Source organism: Actinotignum stranguriae, assembly GCF_051265215.1.
Taxonomy (GTDB): domain Bacteria; phylum Actinomycetota; class Actinomycetes; order Actinomycetales; family Actinomycetaceae; genus Actinotignum; species Actinotignum schaalii_C.
Genome location: NZ_JBOZCJ010000032.1, coordinates 1 through 22,394, shown reverse-complemented (window position 1 = coordinate 22,394; position 22,394 = coordinate 1). Strand labels below are relative to the sequence as shown.

At 63.7% G+C, this 22,394-nt stretch carries 15 protein-coding genes; 13 read left to right on the top strand and 2 right to left on the bottom strand.

Translation table 11 applies throughout. The features are described 5' to 3' along the window. Positions 1–191: 191 nt before the first annotated feature. On the bottom strand, positions 192–1,178 hold the full coding sequence (locus ACRQEG_RS09050; protein WP_435733859.1) for a FadR/GntR family transcriptional regulator: 987 nt from the start codon (positions 1,176–1,178) through the stop codon (positions 192–194). Between the two features lie 369 nt (positions 1,179–1,547). On the opposite strand from ACRQEG_RS09050, the gene ACRQEG_RS09045 reads away from it, so the two are divergent. The 13 genes from ACRQEG_RS09045 to ACRQEG_RS08985 all read left to right on the top strand — a co-directional run bounded on the left by ACRQEG_RS09045 (position 1,548) and on the right by ACRQEG_RS08985 (position 17,618). After that, the gene (locus ACRQEG_RS09045) at positions 1,548–3,149 is read left to right on the top strand and encodes an ABC transporter substrate-binding protein (RefSeq protein WP_016441973.1); all 1,602 of its coding nucleotides are present in this window, start codon (positions 1,548–1,550) and stop codon (positions 3,147–3,149) included. A 165-nt stretch (positions 3,150–3,314) separates the two neighbouring features. Further along, positions 3,315–4,271 carry an ABC transporter permease gene (locus ACRQEG_RS09040; protein WP_016441972.1) on the top strand — a complete coding sequence of 319 codons (957 nt, stop codon included), beginning with the start codon at positions 3,315–3,317 and terminating at the stop codon, positions 4,269–4,271. After that, positions 4,271–6,382: a dipeptide/oligopeptide/nickel ABC transporter permease/ATP-binding protein gene (locus ACRQEG_RS09035; protein ID WP_375713964.1), complete on the top strand. Its 2,112-nt coding sequence runs from the start codon at positions 4,271–4,273 to the stop codon at positions 6,380–6,382. The genes ACRQEG_RS09040 and ACRQEG_RS09035 overlap by 1 nt, the downstream gene beginning before the upstream one ends. A gap of 16 nt (positions 6,383–6,398) precedes the next feature. Further along, complete coding sequence (locus ACRQEG_RS09030; protein ID WP_435733858.1) at positions 6,399–7,271, top strand: ABC transporter ATP-binding protein; 873 nt, start codon at positions 6,399–6,401, stop codon at positions 7,269–7,271. Between the two features lie 4 nt (positions 7,272–7,275). After that, positions 7,276–8,196 carry a dihydrodipicolinate synthase family protein gene (locus tag ACRQEG_RS09025; protein ID WP_016441969.1) on the top strand — a complete coding sequence of 307 codons (921 nt, stop codon included), beginning with the start codon at positions 7,276–7,278 and terminating at the stop codon, positions 8,194–8,196. 9 nt (positions 8,197–8,205) lie between these two features. After that, positions 8,206–9,294: an ROK family protein gene (locus tag ACRQEG_RS09020; protein ID WP_320757983.1), complete on the top strand. Its 1,089-nt coding sequence runs from the start codon at positions 8,206–8,208 to the stop codon at positions 9,292–9,294. Between the two features lie 137 nt (positions 9,295–9,431). After that, positions 9,432–10,106 (top strand): N-acetylmannosamine-6-phosphate 2-epimerase, encoded by a 675-nt coding sequence (locus tag ACRQEG_RS09015; protein ID WP_320757984.1) that lies wholly within the window; start codon positions 9,432–9,434, stop codon positions 10,104–10,106. Between the two features lie 100 nt (positions 10,107–10,206). Then, entirely contained in the window at positions 10,207–10,977 is a 771-nt protein-coding gene (locus ACRQEG_RS09010; RefSeq protein WP_320757985.1) for a glucosamine-6-phosphate deaminase, read from the top strand. Next, on the top strand, positions 10,978–12,375 hold the full coding sequence (locus ACRQEG_RS09005) for an N-acetylglucosamine-6-phosphate deacetylase (protein WP_320757986.1): 1,398 nt from the start codon (positions 10,978–10,980) through the stop codon (positions 12,373–12,375). Between the two features lie 1,090 nt (positions 12,376–13,465). Further along, entirely contained in the window at positions 13,466–14,587 is a 1,122-nt protein-coding gene (locus ACRQEG_RS09000) for an ABC transporter ATP-binding protein (protein WP_279058247.1), read from the top strand. 400 nt (positions 14,588–14,987) lie between these two features. Continuing rightward, entirely contained in the window at positions 14,988–15,641 is a 654-nt protein-coding gene (locus ACRQEG_RS08995; protein ID WP_320757987.1) for a low molecular weight protein-tyrosine-phosphatase, read from the top strand. A gap of 86 nt (positions 15,642–15,727) precedes the next feature. Then, the gene (locus ACRQEG_RS08990; RefSeq protein WP_435733857.1) at positions 15,728–16,759 is read left to right on the top strand and encodes a hypothetical protein; all 1,032 of its coding nucleotides are present in this window, start codon (positions 15,728–15,730) and stop codon (positions 16,757–16,759) included. A 160-nt stretch (positions 16,760–16,919) separates the two neighbouring features. Next, a complete protein-coding gene (locus tag ACRQEG_RS08985) occupies positions 16,920–17,618 on the top strand; it encodes a hypothetical protein (protein WP_320757989.1) in 699 nt (232 codons plus the stop codon). 166 nt (positions 17,619–17,784) lie between these two features. On the opposite strand, the gene hrpA is transcribed toward ACRQEG_RS08985, so the two are convergent. Continuing rightward, positions 17,785–22,308 (bottom strand): ATP-dependent RNA helicase HrpA, encoded by a 4,524-nt coding sequence (gene hrpA, locus ACRQEG_RS08980; protein ID WP_435730943.1) that lies wholly within the window; start codon positions 22,306–22,308, stop codon positions 17,785–17,787. Positions 22,309–22,394 lie beyond the last annotated feature (86 nt).

Sequence of the window (22,394 nt, the reverse complement as noted above, 5' to 3'; positions counted from 1 at the left end):
CGAGTTTGAACCCGACTTTAGCCCGCTAGCAAGCCGAAAAGTCCGGATAAAACCAACACCAAGTGTCCTATAGGCCTAAAAAGAGATCCAGCCCACTCCCGACCGGAGTCGAGGCGGGCTGAACGATTACTACTCAATGTAGTCGATTATAAGCACGGTGTGCAAGTCCTGTGACTAAAAACTTGACCCCGTCACAACACCCCGGAAACCCGCGACGTTGGATCCGCGATATCGGCAAAGGAGGCGGCTCGCTGTGCCCGCGCGGCAATATCCGCGGCGCGCTCGGCTCTTTCGGCGCGCTCAGCCTCGTGCTGCTGGGTAGCGGCCTGAGCGGTAAGCGCCTCTGGCGGGGCTTCCGGATCCTCGGAATCCCCGAGTGTACTTTCCGTGCTTCCCCCGGAATTCGCGTGCTGCTGAGCTGCTTCATGGCGGTCAATAATCATATTGAGGGGCCGGTAGTGGTCAATGACTGCCCCGCGATACGCGAAAATATCACCATCTTCGGCGGCCTGAATAATACGTTTATGTGCCTGAGCGGTTTCGAGGAGGAGTTCGTCAACGTCGTCGTCTAAATCGCGCAGCGCAATAGAGTGCACCACCCACAGTGCCGTGACCATCTCTAACGCGACCTCGTTATCGAGCGCGGACGTCATCGCAATGTGGAACTCAATATCTTCGTGCTGGAAATTTTCCCCGCGCAGTGCTTTTTCGGTCATCCGCGCCACGATGTCGTGCAGGTTATCGTGATGGGTGCCCGACAGTGCCCGCACCACGCCTTCCGCCATCCCCAGGTCCAGATATTCGCGCAGCTGGGCCACGCTTTCCACCGCGCCCGTACCGGCGCCGGCCCGTGCGGAGGAACGCAGCAGCAAAGATTCCACCAGCGGGGAGAGGGACATATTCGCCACCTGGGTGCCCTTCCCGCGCTGCGAGGTAACGATATCTAGCGCCGCCAGCTTGGACAGGGCCTCGCGCACCGAGGAACGTGACACCCCGAGTTCCCGGCACAGCTTCGCTTCGGTGGGGAGCTTCGCGCCGGGTTGTAGGCGTTCTTCAATAATTCGTTGTTTCAAAGCGTCCATGACCAAATCGGCGCGATCCGAGCCGGAACCGGTGTGGCCGCCGGTGGCCCGCATAGCGCCCTGCGTGGCATGTGACTGCGCGTCGTCGGGCATCATGACACCTAAGGTATCGGAAAACGGATGTTTTCAAAAGATGCGCGCAGAAATATTGAAAAGGGTCACGTTACGCTCGTTTTCGCGCACTTTCATTCCGTTCGGGGCAGTTTCGAGGTGGTTTCGGCGTGGTACGACGACGCCCGCGCGGCCGCCGCCGCGCGGGGTGCACCCAGCCGCCGACCGTCCCGCTTTCCAGGTTCATCACAAATTGGTCACAGTTTACTCACAAGCCAGATACCGGGCTTGCACAAAGTTGTCAGACAATCTAGAGTCATAGGTACGCGACGCTAAAGATGGTTGTCGCACGCGAAAAAATAGCGGAAATTCGGCAGTGAATTTCCGGAAGAACTCAAAGGAGAGGACACTTCAATGACACGCATGAAGTGGGGCGCCAAGGCCACGGCCGTGCTGGCCGCTGGTGTGCTGGCGCTGTCCGGCTGCGGTGGCGGTGGATCTGACACCGGCAAGAGCGGTGGAGATGCACCCGAGAAGGCCGCAGTTCCCTCGGGACAGCCGGCAAAGGGTGGCACCATTCGCGCGGCAGCCGCCTATGAATCCAATAACTACCATCCTTCGTCTACCTCGTCCGCGCTGGCAACCGGCGCGAATATGCACGTGGTGGAGGGTCTGTACGAACTGGATTACCACGACTACAAGCCCTACCGCGCTCTGGCCAAGGAAGATGCGCCCACCAAGGTGACCGATACCCAGTACGAAGTTTCGCTGCGTGACGGCGCGAAGTTCTCGGACGGCACCCCGGTGACCACGGATGACGTGGTCAAGTCCTTCGAGCGGTCCACCGCTGAGGGCAATATTTACCTGCCGATGCTCAGCTTCATTGACAACGTGCAGAAGAAGGATGACAAGACTGTCACCATCAACCTCAAGCATCCCTTCTCGCTGGTTAAGGAACGTCTGGCCCTCGTCAAGATCGTTCCGGCTTCGATGAGCGATGATGAGCTGACCTCGAAGCCCATGGGTACCGGTCCGTGGAAGTACGATGAGATCACCAGCGCCCACATCAAGTTCTCCCCGAATGAGAACTACAACGGGCAGTTCCCGGCCACCGCGGAAGCGATGCAGTGGGAGATCCTCAAGGACGATACCGCTCGTACCACCGCCTTCCAGCAGGGCACCGTGGATGTTATCGAAGCGGCCCCGGCCGATGCCGAAGCTCTTATCAAGGGTGCCGGCGGTGTGATTGACGCGGTTCAGGGCTTCAACCTGCCCTTCCTGCTCTTCAACACCAAGAAGGCTCCGCTTGATAACAACAAGGTGCGCCAGGCATTCTTCTACGCTGTTGATACTGAGAAGCTGATCTCCAACGCGCTCTCGGGTAATGCGAAGGCCGCCAAGTCCTTCCTCCCGGAGAGCCATCCGAACTTCCACGAAGCTTCCACGGTCTACAAGTACAACCCTGAGAAGGCCAAGGAACTGCTCAAGGAAGCCGGTGTTGAGAACCTCGACATCAAGCTGCTGACCACCGATCACCCGTGGATCACCGCACTGGCTCCGCAGATCAAGAACGATCTGGCTGCCGTTGGTATCAACGCGACCATCGAATCCCAGGCTTCCTCGGCGCTCTACGCCAATAACCTGGACGTCGATAACCCGACCTTCGATGTTGCTCTCGCCCCCGGCGATCCCTCGGTCTTCGGTCAGGACCCCGACCTCCTGCTCAGCTGGTGGTACGGCGATAACACCTGGACCAAGAAGCGCACCCAGTGGGGTGGCTCCGAGAAGTTCAAGGAACTGCACCAGTACATGGATAAGGCTGTCACCCTTGAAGGCGACGCCCAGCAGCAGGAATGGAACAAGGCCTTCGATCTGGTATCCGAAGAAGTTCCGCTCTACCCGCTCTTCCACCGTCAGATGCTGACCGCGTACTACCCGGACAAGGTCACCAACTTCTCCCCGATCTCGACGACCGGCCTTGATTTCATCAACGCTGGCGCCGCGGCTGGAAAGTAAATAATCGCGTGACTCAGCGCTGACGACACGCGCGGCGCTGGTTCAAAGAACACACGGTAATGCGAGGGCCGGGGGTGGTGTAAACCCCACCCCCGGCCCGAGCTTTGCCCAAATACTCCCTCAAATAGTCAACGCGGGGCGCCGCAGCCCCGAGGAGATATTGCAGTGAACAACCTTCTCAGACTCATCGGGCGCCGCCTGCTGGTGCTTCCGATCATGGTTCTGGGCGTTGCCTTCCTCGTCTTCTTCCTGATGTCCTTCTCTAAGATCGATCCGGCCTATTCGGCCCTCGGTGAAGGGGCATCTGAAGAAGCTCTGGAAGCCTACCGTCAGGCCATGGGACTCAATGATCCCTGGCTCGCTCAGTTCTGGAACTTCCTCGTCAACTTCGTGCAGGGCGACCTGGGCACGTACGGCGCCAACCAAGCTTCGGTGGCCGAGCGCGTGGGTGAGGCCTTCCCCATCACCATGCAGTTGACCTTCCTCGGCCTTATTATCGCCGTTATTCTCGCTTTCGTCTTCGGTGTCATTGCCGCGCTCTACCGCGATAAGTGGCCCGACAAGATCATCCGCGTCTTCTCCATCGCTTTCATCGCAACGCCTTCCTTCTGGCTGGCCGTTCTTATGATCCTGGCGTTCTCCGTCAATATGCCTCTGCTTCCGGCATCCGGCGCGCTCCCGGCTTTCAGTGAAGACCCGGCCGGTTGGTTGGCGCGCATGGCGCTGCCGGCTATCGCCCTGGGTGTCCCGGTGGCCGGTTCCCTCACCCGTGTTATTCGTACCTCGATGGTGGAGGAACTCGATAAGGACTACGTGCGTACCGCTATCGGTGCAGGTATCCCCAAGCGCGTGGTGGTTTCCCGCAACGTGCTGCGCAATGCCCTTATCTCCCCGGTGACCGTGCTCGGTCTACGTATCGGCTACCTCATGGGTGGCGCTGTGGTTATTGAAGTTATCTTCAACATGCGCGGCATGGGTATGGCTATCCTCGAAGGCGTCCAGCAGAACTACCCCCTCCTGGTGCAGGGCGTGGTCCTCGTGGTGGCCTTGGCCTTCATCGTCGTCAATATTGTGGTTGACATGCTTTACGTGCTGATCAACCCGCGTATCCGGGAGGTCTAATCATGAGGCGTAAACTCACGGAAAAGATGGAACGCCCCGGTGTCCGGTTTAAGCGTTTCCGCAATATGACCCGCGGCGCCCAGCTGTGCGTCGTCGTTCTGGTGCTCATTGCCCTCGCGGCCGTTTTCGCACCCCTTATTTCCCCGCACGACCCGCAGGCAATTGAAGTTGCCCGCCAGGCACCCAATGGTGATTTCCTCTTCGGTACTGACGAAAAGGGCCGTGACATTCTCTCCCGTATGATCTACGGTGCCCGCTACTCGCTGGTTATCGGCTTCGCCGCTACCGCTTTCGCGCTCTTCTTCGGTGCGATCTTCGGTGCGCTGGCCGCGGTCTCCCGCAAGTGGATCTCCGAAGTGATCATGCGCTGCATGGACATCATCATGTCCTTCCCCGGCATCGCGCTGGCCGCGGTGTTCGTCTCGGTATTCGGCAATACCCTGCCCGTCATTATTATGGCGATCGGCTTCCTCTACATTCCGCAGATCACCCGCGTGGTGCGCGCGAATGTCATGAGCGAATACGGTGAAGATTACGTGCGCGCGGTTATCGTTTCCGGCGCGCGGGCTCCCTGGATCCTCGTCAAGCACGTGGCGCGCAACTGTATCGCCCCGGTCATGGTGTTCACCACCGTGCTCGTGGCCGATGCGATTGTTTTCGAAGCCTCGCTGTCCTTCATCCAGGCCGGCATCGCCGAACCCACACCCACCTGGGGTAATATCCTCGCCGACGCTCGCGGCGGCGTGCTCCTGGGCCGGTGGTGGCAGGCGCTCTTCCCGGGCCTGGCCATTATGATCACGGTGCTCTGCCTCAACATCCTCTCCGAAGGTCTCACGGACGCCATGGTGGCGGCCCCGAAGGCCGCGGCCGTTCCCGATAACGTGGACGCGAACGCCAAGCGCGAAGAGGACCGCCTCCTCGTGGACCCGGTGGCCGCTTACGCCGCCCAGCACGATGCGCTGGTCCAGCGCCTGGAGGAACTGCGCCAAGCGGAAGAACGCCGCACCGACCGCTTCGAACCCACCTCGCAGGAGGCCCCGGTTATCGAAGTGCGCGACCTGTGCATCAAGTTCCCGCGCCACGGCGATGTCAATGTGGTGGACCACGTGTCCTTCAATGTGCGCGCCGGTGAAACCATGGGCCTCGTGGGTGAATCCGGGTGCGGTAAGTCCATTACCTCCCTGGCGATTATGGGCCTGCTCGATAAGTCCGCCGATATTAGCGGTGAGATTATGTTCAACGGGCAGAACCTCCTCGAACTCACCCCCAAGCAGCACAATGAACTGCGCGGGCATGAGATCGCGATGATCTACCAGGACGCCCTGTCCTCCCTCAACCCCTCCATGCTCATCAAGGCACAGATGAAGCAGCTGACCAGCCGCGGGGGCACCCGCACCGCCGAAGAGCTCCTCGAGCTGGTGGACCTGGATCCCAAGCGGACCCTGGAGTCCTACCCGCACGAACTTTCCGGTGGCCAGCGCCAGCGCGTGCTTATCGCCATGGCGCTCACCCGTGACCCGAAGCTGGTTATCGCGGACGAACCGACCACCGCGCTGGACGTAACCGTCCAGGCCCAGGTGGTGGAGCTTCTCAACCGCCTGCGCAAGGAACTCGGCTTCGCGATGGTCTTCGTGTCCCACGATTTGGCGCTCGTTGCCGAAGTGGCCCACTCGATTACCGTCATGTACGCCGGTCAGGTTGTGGAGCAGGCATCCACCAAGGAACTGCTCACCGACCCGCACCACGAATACACTCGCGGTCTGCTCGGCTCGGTGCTCTCCATCGAAGCGGGTGCCGGCCGGCTCCACCAGGTGCCCGGCACGGTTCCTTCGCCGCGCGACTTCCCGAAGGGTGATCGTTTCGCCCCGCGGTCCTCGCATCCGACGGTGGGCCTGGACACCCGCCCGATTATGAAACGCGTGGGCGAGACGTGGCACTTCTACGCCGCCCAGCCCGATGCTCCGGATCCGGCCACCACCAACCTGGTGCCCAAGGAATCGGTGGGCGCGCCCAGCCCCGCCGAAACCGCGAACGGCGCCGCAGCTGCTACTGCTGGTGATGCCGCTGGTGGAAGCGCCGGCGCTCCCGCCGGCCCGGATGCCCAGAAGTGACGAAGGAGGAAAGATCATGACTACTCTGGATACCGAAGCTCGTCACGCTGCCGGCGCGCGCGCCGCTGACCGGCCTGCCCTCTCCGATGTGCCGATTATCGAGTTGCGCGACGTCGACGTCACCTTCCGCACCCGTACCGGTTCCATCTTCAATCCGAATAAGGTGCGCGCCGTGCGCGGCGTCAACCTTTCCCTGATGCCCGGCCAGACCATCGGTCTCGTTGGCGAATCCGGTTCCGGTAAGTCGACGACGGCCAATGTGATGTGCGGACTCCAGTCACCCACGGGCGGCCAGGTATTTTTCAAGGGCGAAGAAGTCACGAAACGTACCGCTGCCCAGCGCCGCCATATCGGCCGCGTGGTCTCGGTGGTGTTCCAGGATCCGGCCACGGCGCTTAACTCGCGTATGACCGTACGTGACCAGCTCCTCGACCCGATGACGGTCCACAAGATCGGCACTCGCGAGGAACGCTACGGCCGCGTGGAAGACCTTATCGGCATGGTGGGCTTGCCCCAATCGGCGCTTGACGCGCTGCCCGGGCAGCTCTCCGGTGGACAGCGTCAGCGCGTGGCTATTGCCCGTGCGCTGGCTGTGGGCCCAGACGCGATCATCGCGGACGAACCCACCTCAGCCTTGGACGTGTCCGTGCGCGCCCAGATCCTCAACCTGCTCACCGATCTCAAGCGGGATCTGGGGCTGGCGATGGTTTTCATCACCCACGATATTCAGACGGTGCGTTACGTATCGGACAAGATCGCGGTGATGAATCACGGAGAGATCGTGGAATGGGGAGACGCCAAGGACGTGCTCCACAATCCGCAAAATGACTACACGAGAACCCTATTGGCAGCGGCGCCCTCGCTGCTTCACCCGAAATTGGAGGCATAGTCCCATGTCAGATCCTCGTTTCCGCGGCGTTATCCCCCCGACAGTTACGCCGCTGACCGAAGAACGCGAACTCGATAAGGAGTCTTTCGCACGCTCGCTCAACCGGATGCTCGACGCCGGAGTGCACGGCCTGTTCGTGCTCGGCTCAACCTCCGAAGTGGTGTTCAGCACCGATGCGCGGCGTCGTGAAATCCTCGAAACCGCGGTGGAAGTTGCTAACGGGCGTGTTCCGGTGCTCGCCGGCATTATCGATATGCAAACCGAGCGCATGATTGAGCACGCGCGTGATGCCCAGGCCATCGGGGTGGACGGCATCGTCGCAACGGCGCCCTTCTACGCGCTGGGTGGGGAAGCGGAAATCGAAGCGAACTTCCGTTACATCCGCGATGCCGTGGACCTGCCGCTTTTCGCCTACGACATCCCGGTGTGCGTGCACAAGAAGCTCTCCATTGACCTGCTGATGCGGTTGGGGCGCGAAGGCGTGCTGACCGGTGTCAAGGATTCTTCTGGCGACGACGTTAACTTCCGCTTCCTGCTGGAGGAGAACAAGGCCGCCGGTAACCCTCTCAACATCCTCACGGGCCACGAAGTGGTTGTGGATGGCGCCTACATGGGCGGCGCGGACGGATCCGTTCCGGGCCTGGCTAATGTGGCACCGCGCCCCTACGTGGAGCAGTGGGATGCGGCGCAGGCCGGGGACTGGAAGCGCGTTGCTGAATTGCAGGACGAGCTTGCCCATCTCATGCGCATCGTCATGGTGCCCAAGGGCGTGCAGGGCTTCGCGGCCGGCGTGGGCGCCTTCAAGGCGGCCATGAAGGAACTGGGGGTTATCGCCTCTAACCAGATGCCGCGGCCCGTCAAGGCCCTCGAAGGTGAGAACGTCGAAGCTATTCGCGGCGTGCTCGCCAGCTGCGGGCTGCTCTAAGGAGCACTCATGAAGGTAGCACCGTTCCAGCCCGGCTCCGAGTTTTCGCTGCTCGGGCTGGATATCGGGGGAACCAAAATCGCGGGGGCGGTGGTGACCTTTGCGGCCACCGCCCCGGGCGGTGATGCCCCGCGCATCTCCCTCGAGGCCAGTATTCCAACCGAGGCGCGGCGTGGTGGAGCCCGGGTGCTGGCGGATATCGCAGATTTCGCGGAACGCCAGATCGCGGCAGCCAGTGCCGCCGGAACGCCGGTGAGTGGAATTGCTATCGCCAGCGCCGGAGTGGTGGACGTGGAGACCGGGTGCATTACCTCCGCCACGGACACCATGCCCGGCTGGGGCGGTCAGCCCCTCGGCCCGCATCTTGCCGAACGCTGCGGCCTGCCGGTGCGGGTTCTCAATGACGTGCACGGGCACGCCCTCGGGGAAGCAACGTACGGGGCGGGCGCCGGTGCGCGTACCGCACTTGTTATCGCTGTGGGAACCGGGCTGGGCGGCGCGGCCGTTATTGACGGACGGATCCTTTTCGGTTCGCACGGGGTGGCCGGCCACTTCGGTCATATTCACCATCCTTATGCCGCCGGATTGGTTTGCTCCTGCGGGCGCGATGGCCACGTGGAATCAGTGGCCTCGGGTAGCGGGGCGGCCCGCCTCTACGCCAAGCGCCAAGCTGAAGCGCACGTGGAGGGCGCGAGTTACGCTGCCGCGGCAGCGGCTTCCCTCACCGGGATCGCCGATGTTCCCGAAAGTGCCTACCGGAAGGCCCCGGGCGCGCAGCGCCCCGTCGTCGTCCGGGGAGGTCGAGAACTGAAAGCCCTCGTGGACGCGGGCGATATGTTCGCGCGCGAGGTGTTTACCGACGGTGCTTTCGCGCTCGGGCAGACCCTGGGCGGGCTGGCTAATTCCTTTGACCCGGACGTTATTATCCTGTCTGGCTCGCTTATTCACGTGGGTGAGTTTTGGATGGAGGCGCTGCGTGAGGGTTACCGGCGCGATGCCATGGTGGGCACCGCCGCCACCCCGATTGTGGAGGGTAGCCTGGGATCGCAGGCCCCCCTTATCGGCGCGGCCGTCCATTTCTTGCACGCCGCCGGTTAACGTGGCGTGCGGGTGGCGCGCTAGGAGCGCCGAACCGTCTCGCCGCGGGCTGCGCGGGCCGCGCTGGGAGCGCCGGCCGCACGAAGCGCGCCGCATAACTACAACTCTGCATTTCTCGTTATAACTTAGGAGTTATCGTGCATCCGATGATCGAATCTCTCCGCGGGCACCTCGTTGTGTCCTGCCAGGCGTACGTGGGTGAACCGCTGCGCCACCCCGAAACGATGGCGCAGATGGCCCTCGCCGCCGAGCGCGGGGGAGCGGCGGCGATTCGCTGCCAGGGCCTGGCGGATATTTCCGCGATTAAAGGCCAGGTGGAAGTGCCTGTCATCGGCCTGTGGAAAGAGGGGCACGAAGGCGTTTTCATCACTCCGACCCTGCGCCATGCCCGCGCCTGCATCAGCGCCGGCGCCGATATCGTAGCGCTCGATGCCACGTCCCGTCCGCGTCCGGATGGCTTGAGCTTCGCGGAAACCGTGGCTGCTCTTCTCGACGACGGCGCCCTCGTCATGGCGGACTGCGGTTCGATTGATGATGCCCGCGCCGCGGCTCAGGCCGGCTGCCATATCCTCGGAACCACCCTGGCGGGCTACTCCGGGGACCGCCCGAAGACCGACGGCCCCGATATTGAGCTGCTGGCTCAGATGGTCGCAGAATTCCCGGAGATCCCGGTGGTCTGCGAAGGGCGTATCCACACTCCGGAGCAGGCGCGCGCTGTTATGGAAGCCGGTGCCTGGGCGGCCGTCGTCGGAACTGCTATTACGCACCCGACCACGATCACCACGTGGTTCCGCGAAGCCGTCGAAAACTAAAACTTCACTTGGGTTCCCGCGCGTGATTGAAACGCGGGGCCCGCGAGCACTGACCACTGCCGCGTTTCACGTGAAACGCGCCCGGGAAAGGACGAATCTCATGCATATCGGAATTTTCGCCACCGCGGACGAAGCCTCCCGCGAGGGCGCACGTATTATCCAGGATCTTTTCGCGCGGAACGCGAAGGCGACACTCGGGGTGGCCACCGGTTCCACGCCGGATCTCCTCTACGCGGCGCTGCGCGAAGCCCACGCGGCCGGCGAATTTGATCTTTCCGGCGCCAAAGCTTTCGCGCTGGACGAATACGTGGGGCTGGATCCGGAGCATCCGGAATCTTACCGCAATGTGCTGCGCCGCAACCTGGTGGGGGATGACAAGACCGGTCTGACCGAGGAAGGGCTCAATACTCCCGATGCGCAGAACCCGGATCCGCAGGTAGCAGCCGCCGAATATGATGCCAAGATCGGCGCGGCCGGCGTGGACTTGCAGATCCTTGGCATCGGCGCGGACGGGCATATCGGCTTCAACGAGCCGGGTGGTTCGCTGGTGTCGCGCACTCACGTGGAGGCGCTGGCCCCGCAGACCATCAAGGACAATGCGCGGTTCTTCGACGGTGATGAAGCAGCCGTCCCGACCCGCTGCATCACCCAGGGCCTGGGCACCATTATGGAAGCGAAGAAGCTGGTGCTCTTCGCCTTCGGTGCCAATAAGGCCGATGCGGTGCGCGAGCTGTGCGAAGGCCCCATCAGCGCTTTCTGGCCCGCCACGATTATTCAGATGCACCCGGATGTCACCGTGCTCCTGGATGAAGAGGCCGCCGCGCAGCTCAAGCTGACGGACCTGTACCGCGCGCGTTGGGAGATGATCTAAGTGTTTTATCTGGGGCGCGTTCTCAACGGGTACGGCCGCGAGGTTGGGTACGGCATTGAGACCGACGACGCCGGTACGCTGGCCCGGGTTCTCACCGCTGAGGAGGCCGCCGCGGTAACCGCGGGGCTGGCTGCGGAGCGGGAATCACGCGGAATCGAAGCTCGGGCCGCGGAGGCTTTCGGGCTGGGCGCTGATAACCCGCAAGTACGCCGGGCACATGTTATTACCCCCGGCCTCGTGGATATTCACTGCCACGGCGGTGGAGGTTTCGCGTTCCCGGATAACTATACGGAAGAGGAGATCGCTACCGCGATCCGTACCCACCAGCGCGGGGGGACCACGGCGATGTTCGCTTCCTTGGTTTCGCTGGCGGATCCGCTGCCGCAGATTGAGGCGCTTGTGCCGTTCTGCGAACGCGGGGAGCTAGCCGGTATTCACCTGGAAGGCCCGTATATTTCGCGGGAAAAGTGCGGGGCGCAAAATCCCGAGGTGATCCGCCCGGTGGATGAGGCCGAGCTACGTTCCTGGCTGGAAGCCGGGCGTGGCTGGATTAAGACGATGACCGTTGCCCCGGAAGCGGAAGGTGCCCAGCGGGCCGCCGAGCTGCTGCTTGAGTACGGCGGTAAGCCGTCCTGGGGGCATTCCCACGGGGACGGTGCGGTTACCCGGGCCGAAATTGCGCGCACCCTGGAGGTGGCGCGCCGGCACGGGTACACGCCGTTGGCGGCGCTGGGTGATGGCAGCGGTAGCGCCGTCGGGCAGGAAGCCGCACAAACGGTAACGCACCTCTTCAACGCGATGACGGCTTTCACGCACCGGGCACCCGGCCCGATCCGTGAGTACATTCAGGCGGCGCGGCGCGGTTTCATCAGCGCTGAGGTGATTGCCGATGGCTACCACGTGCATCCGGATCTTGTTGAGGATGTGGTGGCCTACCTTGATGAGCCGGATCTCGGGGCCGGGTTCGCAGGTGCGCACGGTGCCGGAAACGGGGCGGGCGCCGCGGGTGCCGGCGCGGGCCAGCTGGGTATTCCCGGGGCTTTCTTCGTTACGGATTCTTTGGCCGCGGCCGGTATGCCTCCCGGGAAGTACACCCTGGGCGGACTCGCGGTGGAAGTGCGCGACGGCGCCTGCTACTTGGAAGGTACCGATACTCTAGCCGGCGGTGCTTCGGTGCTGGCTGATCAGGTGGCCCTCTTTGCCGGGCGCGGGAAGCTGACGCTCCCGCAGCTGGTCCGGGCCACGGTGGCCGGGCCGGTCTACGCCGGTGGCACCTGGGATGCTCCCGGAGTCACGGTGGACTTCACCCCGGGCAAGCCGGTCAATCTTGTCGCCTGGACTGAGGCGATGACCCCGCTGGCGGTTGTCCGCGAAGGAGTGGAAATTTCCCACTCCTAAGCATCGGGTTCCATGCCGGGCCCGGGAGTTCTCACGCCGGAACGTGCCGATGGCCCACGTTGGAAGTATGTGCGGGCACGGCAGCACCACAAGCCGGGAAGCGTTCACTGCCTCCCTCGGGCAGGATCGGGCGTGTCGATCCTGCCCCTCTCCACGGGGCGCGGGCTCAGGCCCGCGCCCCGCTTTCTTTGCTCCGTCGAAGCCCCAAAAAAAACAAAGTGGGCGTGAGAGTACCGTTTCGGGATGATTTCGTGTTCTTTACGCCCACTGCGCGGGATGTGTTGTCTGGAATGCGGACTTTGAGGAGGAGAGAGACCCGGTCGGCTAACAAAATGTACATGGGTGACAGTTTTTCCGCGATTTAATGTCCGTGGCGTACACTCTGCGGCCGGTCCGGTCCAAAATGTACATTCTGCAGCCTCGACGCTTGAAACTGACCCACTTAACCGACCCCGGCCGGGGAGGGGTGTTTTTCCGCGGTGTACTTCGCATGTACGACATCTGCACTACAGCTCGGAAAACACATAGCGCCCCGGCAGGGGCTCGTGTGACTACTGGTGCTCATGATTTCCGTGAGATTCGCGCGGGCAGATCCCTCGGCGGCCCAAATCAAAATGCAACGGCAGCTACGTTAAGAAATTGTTTTGATGCCATCAGGTTGCATTCTGCGGGGTTCGCTGTCGTGGGGTTGCACTTCGTGGCCCTGCTAGGCAAGTAACACCATGCGTAGATGGCTAGCTCCGAACCCGAGAAAAACCTGGAAGCTTTGCGCAAAAAATGGCAGCGGAGCTGGAAATCCGCGCCCGCTCCTGGCAAAATTGAGTATGTCGCACAGGGCGACTGTGTCAGAGTGGACACTCTGAAGTCACAGCATTTGTACATTGCCCGGGTATCCGGGCGCGGGGGCATTGCGGCCTGTTAATGGCTTCGTGGTCTCAGGGGATTGGCGGCCTTTGGGTGCGCCGGTACCGAACGGGTTGCGCTTGCCGGATGGGTGTCGTCGCCCCGCAACTGCTGGAACTTCGGGTGCCCATCACGGCACTCTTCACTCGGATCGTCCGGCACGTACCTGCCGGTGAAGGGACCAGTAATGGCATCTGTTACATTTGAGAACGCATCGCGTATCTACCCGGGGTCGGATACCCCGGCTGTCAATCAGCTCAACCTCGAGATTGCTGACGGGGAATTCCTTGTTCTTGTTGGCCCGTCCGGCTGCGGTAAATCAACGTCGCTGCGCATGCTGGCCGGGCTGGAAGATATTAATGACGGGCGTATTTACATTGGGGACCGTGATGTCACCAATGTTTCGCCCAAGGATCGCGATATCGCGATGGTGTTCCAGAATTACGCTCTCTACCCGCATATGTCGGTGGCGGAAAATATGGGCTTTGCGCTCAAGATCGCGCGCACCCCGAAGGAAGAAATCGATAAGCGCGTCAAGGAAGCCGCCCAGATCCTCGACCTGACCGAGTATTTGGATCGCAAGCCGAAGGCGCTTTCCGGCGGCCAGCGCCAGCGCGTGGCGATGGGCCGCGCGATTGTGCGCAACCCGCAGGTCTTCCTCATGGACGAACCGCTCTCCAACCTGGACGCGAAGCTCCGCGTGCAAACCCGCACCCAGATCGCAACTTTGCAGCGCCGCCTGGGCACTACCACGGTGTACGTCACCCACGACCAAACCGAAGCGCTGACCATGGGCGACCGCATCGCCGTGCTCAACTTCGGGGTTTTGCAGCAGGTGGGCAGCCCGGATGAGCTGTACAACCGGCCGCAAAACGCTTTCGTGGCGGGCTTCATTGGCTCGCCGGCCATGAACCTCGGCACCTTCAATATTGAGGGCGACGCCGCAGTTCTCGGCCAAGCGCGCATCCGCCTCCCCCGCGCGGTCATCGACGCGATCACCCCGGATGACAAGGGTAAGGTGATCCTGGGCGTGCGCCCCGAATCCTTCACGGAGCTCACGCGTGAGCCCGGGGAAAGCTCGGTGCCGATCGTGGTGGATATGGTGGAGAACCTGGGTTCGGATAACTACGTCTACGGTGAGATTGCCGGCGTGGAGAAGTCCGGCTTCGGATCGGGCGATGGCTCCTCTCAGGTGGTTGTGCGTATCCCACCGTTTAAGGCCCCTGCGGTGGGTGACACCGTGTACGCCACCCCGAATCTGGATGCTATCCATGTATTCCATGCCGGGGATGGCACGCGTATCAACTAGCCGGGGCCGGCACCCGCATCGCCTATCTCGAGGTAGTACTCGCATTAATGAGGCGCTGCAAGGCTGCTAAGGCGGTGGCCTGATTCCCAGGGCCGGGGCGCACGCGCCCCGGCCCTGCGTCGTCGTTGTAGATAAATGACGCAACAACTAAGCCGTGTATGAAACGTAGCCCGCGCATATCGTGGCGAAAATCACGTACTTTCAGCTGCGATTATGCGTAATCGCGGCGCGGAACTGCTCGGATGTGACTTTTCCGCAGTTCAACACGGGTGATCCGGGCAGCCCGCTCACACGTGCCCGGGCGTTTCTATCCCGGGATTCTGCATACTTTCAGCGTAGTATGCACTCGATGAGACCTACTGCTCAAAACTTTTCAGGCGCGGTGCCTAGACTTGCCAGCATGACGGAAAGTGCCACTCCCGCTGCCTACCCCGGTGCGGGCGTCGTTCGCGCGTTGGCGGAACGGCCCCGCATTCTTGTTGTCTGTACCGGGAATATTTGCCGATCTCCCATGGGGGAAATCGTGCTGCGCCAGCGGTTGCGCGAGGCCGGTATCGATATTGCGGTGGCCTCCGCGGGGGTGTCCAACGAGGAGGCGGGCAACCCGATTTACCCGCCCGCCCAACGCACCCTCACCGAACACGGTTATGACCTGCCTGAACGCCACCGGGCTCACCGTGTTACCGCCGATGAGCTGGAAAATGCCGGACTGATTCTGGCCATGACCACCGGGCACGCGCGGGCCGTGCGTCGGCTATGCCGTTCCCTCTCACTTTCCCTGACCAATATTCACCTGTGGACCGAGTTCGCGCTGCCGGAGGTAGGGATCGCGCCGGAGGGCGTATTCGGGCACGGCGGGGTTCTTTCCGACGATGCCGGGCGCGCCTCGGGGCGCCAGCACTCTTCCGATTTTTATTATTCATCCGGCGAGTACGATGTGCCCGATCCGTGGGGTGGCTCGGCGCGCGAATTCGAAGCGACGCTCAGCTGCGTGGAAGCCGGCTCAGAGCGCCTGGTGGAGCTGCTGCGCGGCAATCTGCCCGCAGCGCAGTGAGCACTCAGCCCGCGGTGGGCATTCAGCGCGCGGTGAGCCCTCAGCCCGCGGCGCGTACCCGTATATTTATGCGGCGGCGGGGCGTATTGTTCGGCGCACTCGCGGTGCTCTTGAGCGCCCTGGCTCTGCTGGCCGTGCGCCACATCCTGGCTACCACCTACTATTCGCCCGCGGCCGTGGCCAGCAGATATATGGCCGCGCTTGAAGAAGGCCGCGCTCGCGATGCGCTGGGCCTGACCGATCCCGGCGCGCTTTCCGGCTCTCTCGCCCTGCTGAGCGACGAAGTCTATCGCGCTGTCCCGGGCCGACCTGCTGATTTCCAGGTGCGCGAAACCCGCCGTATCGAAACCGAAACCGCCGTGCGCGTGGACGGCGTTGTTAGCTACAACGGAACTCAAGAACCCCTGAGCATCACTCTGGTGCGCCGCGGCACCACCGCGATCCTGAGTCCGCGCTGGCAAGTGAGCAAGGGTGCCCTCGGACAGTTGCGCGTGGAGCGCGATGCCGATCAGACTTCCAGCGGCGGCGCCGCGCAAGCTTCCGCCGGCACAGGCTCCACTCCTCCCGCTCTCACCAGCATCAACAACGTGCCCGTCGCCCTCTCGCCGCAGGAATCCGCCCCGGCTTTCCCTGGTGATTACACCGTGGCGGCACCCGGCGATTCGCGCTACCTTACCTTCGGGGCCGGCGCCACCGCCGCGGTGCGGCCGGGCCAGACCGCGACCGCGCGTCTCAGCGCCCAGGCCACCCCTGCCGCGGGTGACCGCGCGGTGGAACTGGTGGAACGTCTCGTGGAAAGTTGCGTACGCGGTGATGGTACGACGACGCCGCCGGCTGGCTGCCCGGCCGCTTTCCGCAAGGACCGCTCTTTTGGGGACACCCGCAAAGAGAAGCTGAGCTGGAAAGAGAAGCCGCAGGTGAGCGCGGCTGTGGAAGGGCTGGGTGGAACAGTGAGCGTGCGGGGAGGCCTGCTGGAGCGCAGCTATGAGTGGCGGCTTGTTGCCCCGTTGAGCTGGGAGAAGCGTTCGGATATCGCGCGGGTTTTCGAGCGGGAGCATACGGTGCGCTTCCGGGTGGAGAACGGGGATGTGGTGCTGGAAAGTGAAAGCCTGCGCTAGCCCGGGTTACCATGGAAAGCGCGGATTGACCCGCGAAGGCGCTGCCGGCACGCAGCGCGGCCGGAGCACCCGCGAATAGCGAGGTACCAGAAACCGCCTGCAAGTAGCGGCGCGCGGATAACTGCTGGCGACTAATTATGCGAGGGAAGAGGAAGGACGTATGAGCACCAACGTTGTGGCTGAGATTTGGCGGGAAGGCAACCTCCCGGCGGCGCGGCCTATCGATCATGCCCGGCGGGTATGCACCGGTACCCTGTGGGGTCTGGGCGCGGGCGTGGTGCTCGGACTTATTGCCTTCCCGAATGCCCTGGTCGGTTCGCGTGCGCTCTACCTGATCCCGGCCTTCGCGGTGGTGGCGTTGCTGCTGGCGCTGCCCTGGCTGATCCGCGATAAAACGCCGGCCGCGCCTGGCGTGGATGTGGTTGCCCGGGTACTGGGCACCGACGAAAGCCGGCGGATGCGCACGGTCGGCAATAGCCGCCGCAAGCAGGCGCTTATGGTGCCGGTGGTGGTTCGCCCGGTGGATAAATCCGCGGATTTCCGCACCGTTATCGCGGTGCATGGCGCGGAACAGGCCGGCTTCGCCGAGAGTAAGCCCGGCACCCTGCTCCCGCTGCGCCAAACAGAAAAGGGCTACGGCGGGCTCGCCAACGTGGAGGAAGCCAGCCCGGAACAAGAAGCCCTCATGCGTTCCTTGGAACAGCGCCCCAAGCTGCTGCCCAATACCGCGCCCGTGCTCCCGTTCAAGCCGCAGTCCCTCGACCGTGTCACCACCGGGGACCAGCTGGAATGGTGGGGTGGAATGATTGCTGGCGCGCTGCTCGCCGCCGTCATCATGGGCATCGTCAGCCTGCTGTAATCCCAAGAAGTACGACGACGCATTCCGCTCCGGCGGGGCGGGGTGTTTTTCCGAGGTGTACTTCGCATGTACGACAAATGAAGTACAGCTCTCACAACACATAGCATCCCCGCTGGGATTCTTGTGACTTGTGTGAATTTTGAGATGCACGCGGCTCTTATGGAGCTTAGCTAGCCAATAGCTTCTGGATGCGCTTGACGGAAACCTTTTCCTTGGTGCCCAGCTGCTGGGCGAAAAGCGAGACGCGCAGTTCTTCCAGGAGCCAGCGGGCGTGGTCGAGCACCCGAGCGCGGCCCGGATCGAAAGCCGCGTAGCTGGCTTCTGCTCGGGCACTTTCCACCGCGTCCGCCGCGGTTTGCACCTGCCAGGCGAGCGAATCATCAGCTGCCGGATTCACCGCGGCCTTCTCAATGCGCAGCTTCGCGGCCTGGAGATAGCGCGGCAGATCCCAGAAGCGTGCTGCCGGCGTGGCCCGCACAAAATCGGCGGGCATGAGTGCATCCAGATGAGCGCGCTCGTCGCTCATGGTGGCAAGCAGTGCCACCGAGCGGTTATCTCGCACCAGCTGCTCCACCTCCGCCCACGCAGCCGCGGCCTTTCCCGCGCCCTGCGCGATGAGGAACACTTCGTCCTCGAACTCGTCACGAGCCCAGGACTGCAGTTCCTCAAATTCGCGCCCGGAACGCAACTCCTCCGGACTGGCCTCATTGGCCGCGCCCCAACGGTCGGCGAGATTCCGCGCCGCCGCCCACTGCAGATCTGCCACCAACGCCGCTGTAGAAGGTGCCGGGCTACCCGCCAGCTGTAAAGCTAGCTCGCCATCCCAGCGCGAGGTGATCCGGCCCTCGGGCAGCGCCAGGGCATCCGCGAGCAAACGAATCACGCCGCCGCGATGTACTCGCACCTGCTCGCCCGGCTCCGCCACCACATCCAGAACGACCTTTCCGGCGCGGTCAGCGAGCGCCGGATAAGCACGAACCGTCCCGGCCGGGCCCTCGGTTTCAATAACCGCCGGGATAATCCCCTGCTCCACCTCGGGCCAGCCGGTCACAGCATCCCCGGATGCGAGTTCGTCGGCGGCCGTCCCGGCCGAACTGGTGGTGCTGGCCGAACGTGCGGCTGGCGTGCTCGCGGCCGGCGTGCCGGCGGATGGGACGCCCGCAGACTGTGCGCCCACTGAGTGCTTTGTTCCCTGTTGCGTGCCCTGTTTCGCCGCGCTCGGCTTGCGCAACCGCGCCCGCGCTTCGTCGAGGGCCTGTGCCACCGCCCCGGCCACCACGTTCTCCACCGCCTCCTTGGTTTGCGGGGCAAGACTGCGCTGCACATACTCGAGCGACGTCGATTCCTCAAGCACCGCGCCACGCTCCGAACGCACCCGGAAATTCACAGTCAGATGCGCGGGGAGATGTACCTCCTGCCACGCGGCGTCGTCGATCTCAATACCCCGCACGCGGGCCGTGGCCGCGCGAAAAGCGTCCCCGAAAGAAATCGGTTCGCTACCGGACGCGTCGCCGCCGCGCGCGTCGGCCGCGCCACCGTGCACGGCCTCCTCCCAACCGGGCAGCACCGCGCGGATATCGCGGGCCACGTCGGGGGCAGGCACCAGGTTGCGCCGCACGCGTTTGGGCAGCGCACGAATCGTGGCGACCACCAGTTCATCAAGCATTCCGGGTACCAGCCAGTCGAAACCCTCCGGGCGTAGCCGTGGCAGCAACGCGATGGGCACGTCCACGGTGATGCCATCGTTGAAGGAGCCCGGCGCGAAAGTGTAGGTGATGGGCAGGGTGATATCGCCCTGGTGCCATTCGGTGGGGAAGTCCTCTTCGCCGGCGCCGCCCGCGCCACCCAGCAAGAAATCCTGCGTGAAATCGAGCAGTTCGGGGCGTGCGTGCCGTTCCTTCTTCCACCAGGAATCGAAATGCCGCCCGGAGACCACGCTCTCCGGAATGCGCTCCTCGTAAAACGCGGCCAGCGCATCATTATCAGCCACCAGGCCGTGGCGGCGCAGCTTGTCTTCGGTGCGGCCGGCCTCCTCGAGGGCCGCGCGGTTGCGCGCCAGGAACTCGTGGTGGCTGCGCCACTCGCCCTCCACCAGGCCGTGGCGGATGAACATCTCGCGGGCCAGCTCGCGCGCCGCATCCGAACCGGAGGTTGCCAGTAGCACGGGGCGGTCCGCTACCAGGGTCACCCCGTAGAGCATCACCTTCTCGTGGACCATTGCCGCGCCGTTCTTCGCCGACCAATACGGTTCCGAATAGGAACGCCGCACCAGCTTCTTCGCCAGCGGCTCGATCCACTCGGGCTGGATCGCGGCCACGGTGCGGGCGAAAAGCCGGGAAGTTTCCACCAGTTCGGCGGCCATCACCCACTCGGGGGTGCGCCGGTGCAGGCCGGAGCCGGGCCAAATCACGAAATGGGTGCCGCGTGCGCCCAGGTAATCGCGGCTACGCGGGGAATAATTGCCAATATTGGACAGCAGCCCAACCAGCAGGGACCGGTGAATCGCCCCCGACTCCGGGGTATCCGAACCGCGCCCAAGCTCGCGGCAGGCGTGGGCTACCGCCCCGGAATTCGGAGCCCCGCCCAGCTGAGGTGCCCCCGCCCCGGCTTCCTCCGCGGCGCGGATCTGCTTCGAGCTGGGCAGCGCCAGGCGGCGGATCGTCAGCTCCAACGGTCGAGCCATCTGCTCAAGCTGCGCCACCACGTCCGCCCACTCGCGATACCGCAGGTAGTTGAGGAATTCCGCCCGGCACATGCGCCGGAACGCCGAACCGGACAGCTCGCGCGCCTGGGTGCGCAGATAGCGCCACAGCGTCAGGTAGGCGAGGAAATCCGACGAGCCGGCCGTGAAGCGCGCGTGGAATTGATCGGCCTGGGCGCGTTTCTCAGTGGGGCGCTCGCGCACATCCTGCACCGACAGCGCCGCCACCAGCACCAACACTTCGGAAGCACACCCGTTGCGCTGCGCTTCGATAAGCATGCGGCCCAGCCGCGGGTCGATAGGGAGGCGCGCGAGCTGGCGCCCGATGGCGGTTAGCCGCGGGGCGTGGCGGCTGTCCGCCCCAAACGCACCCGCAGCGCCATACGTTATCGCCCCGATTTCTTCGAGGAGCTGGGTGCCGGCCCGCACTGCCCGCGCTTCCGGCGGGTCAATAAAGGGAAAATCATCGACGGCGCCCAGCCCGAGCGCGAGCATCTGCAAAATAACCGCGGCCAGGGACGTGCGCTGAATTTCGGGCTGGGTGAATTCGGGCCGAGCCAGGAAATCATCCTCGGAATAGAGCCGGATCGCCACCCCATCCGTGACGCGCCCGCACCGACCCGAGCGCTGATTGGCGCTGGCCTGCGAAATTGGCTCAATGGGCAGGCGCTGCACCTTCGTTTTATTCGAGTAGCGCGAAATACGGGCCGTGCCCGGGTCAATCACGTACTTGATTCCGGGTACCGTCAGCGAGGTCTCCGCAATATTCGTGGCGAGGATAATGCGCCGGTAGGGCCCGGGCTGGAAAATGCGGTGCTGTTCCGCCGCGGAAAGACGCGAAAACAGCGGCAGGACCTCCACGGCACCCGGCGCGCTGGACCTCCCCCCGGGGGCCACATATCTTGCCCCGAGCTCATCATCGAGGGCTTTCGCGGTATCCCGAATCTCGCCCTCTCCGGAGAGGAAGACCAGAATATCGCCCTCGCCTTCCGCCATGAGTTCTTCGGCGGCCGCCACGATTCCGCTCACCTGATCGAGTGCCGCGGCCCGGCCCGGGGTGCGCGGCGCGGCCACGCGCTGCGCACCGGCGTCGTCGTACCGTTCCTCGTGTTCTGCGTCCTGTTCCTCATCGAGGGGACGGTACCGGATTTCCACCGGGTACGTGCGTCCGGATACCTCGATAATCGGCGCGGTGTCGCCGGGGCGCCCGCCCGCGCGGTGCTTGCCGAAATGCGCGGCGAATCGCTCGGTATCGATGGTTGCGGAGGTGATGATGACTTTGAGGTCGGGACGGGCGGGGAGGAGGCGCGCGAGGTAGCCGAGGATGAAGTCGATATTGAGGGAACGTTCGTGCGCTTCGTCGATAATGAGGGTGTCGTAGCGCAGCAGTTGCGGATCGGATTGAATTTCCGCGAGGAGGATACCGTCCGTCATGAGTTTGACGAGCGTGGTGGGGCCCACTTCTTCGGTGAAACGCACCTGATAGCCGACGGCGCCGCCAACTTTTTGCCCCAGTTCGGCCGCGATGCGTTCGGCAACCGAGCGCGCCGCGATGCGCCGCGGCTGCGTGTGCCCGATGAGCCCGGTGATACCCCGGCCCAGCTCCAGACAGATTTTCGGCAGCTGGGTGGTTTTCCCGGAACCGGTTTCCCCGGCGATAATAACCACCTGGTTCGCGGCGATGGCCGCGCGGATCTCCGCGCGCCGGGCGGAAACGGGAAGAGTTTCCGGGTAGGTGATGTGCGGGACAGCCGCTCGGCGCGCCTCGAGTTGCGCCGGGGTGAACGGCCGCGGCCCGCGTGGGGTGCGCGGGTTGCGGTGGTTGCTGCGGGCCTTGCCATTGCGGTGGCCGCGCTTGGAACGACGACGGCGCGAAGCGCCACTTTCCTGCCGGCCGGTCGAGCCATCACCGTTGCGCTGGTGGGTGCGGGCGTGGCGGTTTGCCTCGCCCTTGCCGGAGGGCGCTGCGGGTTCCTGAGACTTATCCATATCGTGCCTCATTATTCCACGCCTTTGTGAGCCGGGGTTGCCCGCGGGCGAGGGAAACAGGTGGGGCCCGGGCAATTGCCCGGGCC

What these genes read in the sequence shown, in the direction of transcription:
- ACRQEG_RS09050 (WP_435733859.1), bottom strand. Translation starts at nt 1,178, where the DNA reads ATGATGCCCGACGACGCGCAGTCACATGCCACGCAGGGCGCTATGCGG.
- ACRQEG_RS09025 (WP_016441969.1), top strand. Translation starts at nt 7,276, where the DNA reads ATGTCAGATCCTCGTTTCCGCGGCGTTATCCCCCCGACAGTTACGCCG.
- hrpA (WP_435730943.1), bottom strand. Translation starts at nt 22,308, where the DNA reads ATGGATAAGTCTCAGGAACCCGCAGCGCCCTCCGGCAAGGGCGAGGCA.
- ACRQEG_RS09045 (WP_016441973.1), top strand. Translation starts at nt 1,548, where the DNA reads ATGACACGCATGAAGTGGGGCGCCAAGGCCACGGCCGTGCTGGCCGCT.
- ACRQEG_RS08985 (WP_320757989.1), top strand. Translation starts at nt 16,920, where the DNA reads ATGAGCACCAACGTTGTGGCTGAGATTTGGCGGGAAGGCAACCTCCCG.
- ACRQEG_RS09010 (WP_320757985.1), top strand. Translation starts at nt 10,207, where the DNA reads ATGCATATCGGAATTTTCGCCACCGCGGACGAAGCCTCCCGCGAGGGC.
- ACRQEG_RS08995 (WP_320757987.1), top strand. Translation starts at nt 14,988, where the DNA reads ATGACGGAAAGTGCCACTCCCGCTGCCTACCCCGGTGCGGGCGTCGTT.
- ACRQEG_RS09020 (WP_320757983.1), top strand. Translation starts at nt 8,206, where the DNA reads ATGAAGGTAGCACCGTTCCAGCCCGGCTCCGAGTTTTCGCTGCTCGGG.
- ACRQEG_RS09030 (WP_435733858.1), top strand. Translation starts at nt 6,399, where the DNA reads ATGACTACTCTGGATACCGAAGCTCGTCACGCTGCCGGCGCGCGCGCC.
- ACRQEG_RS09000 (WP_279058247.1), top strand. Translation starts at nt 13,466, where the DNA reads ATGGCATCTGTTACATTTGAGAACGCATCGCGTATCTACCCGGGGTCG.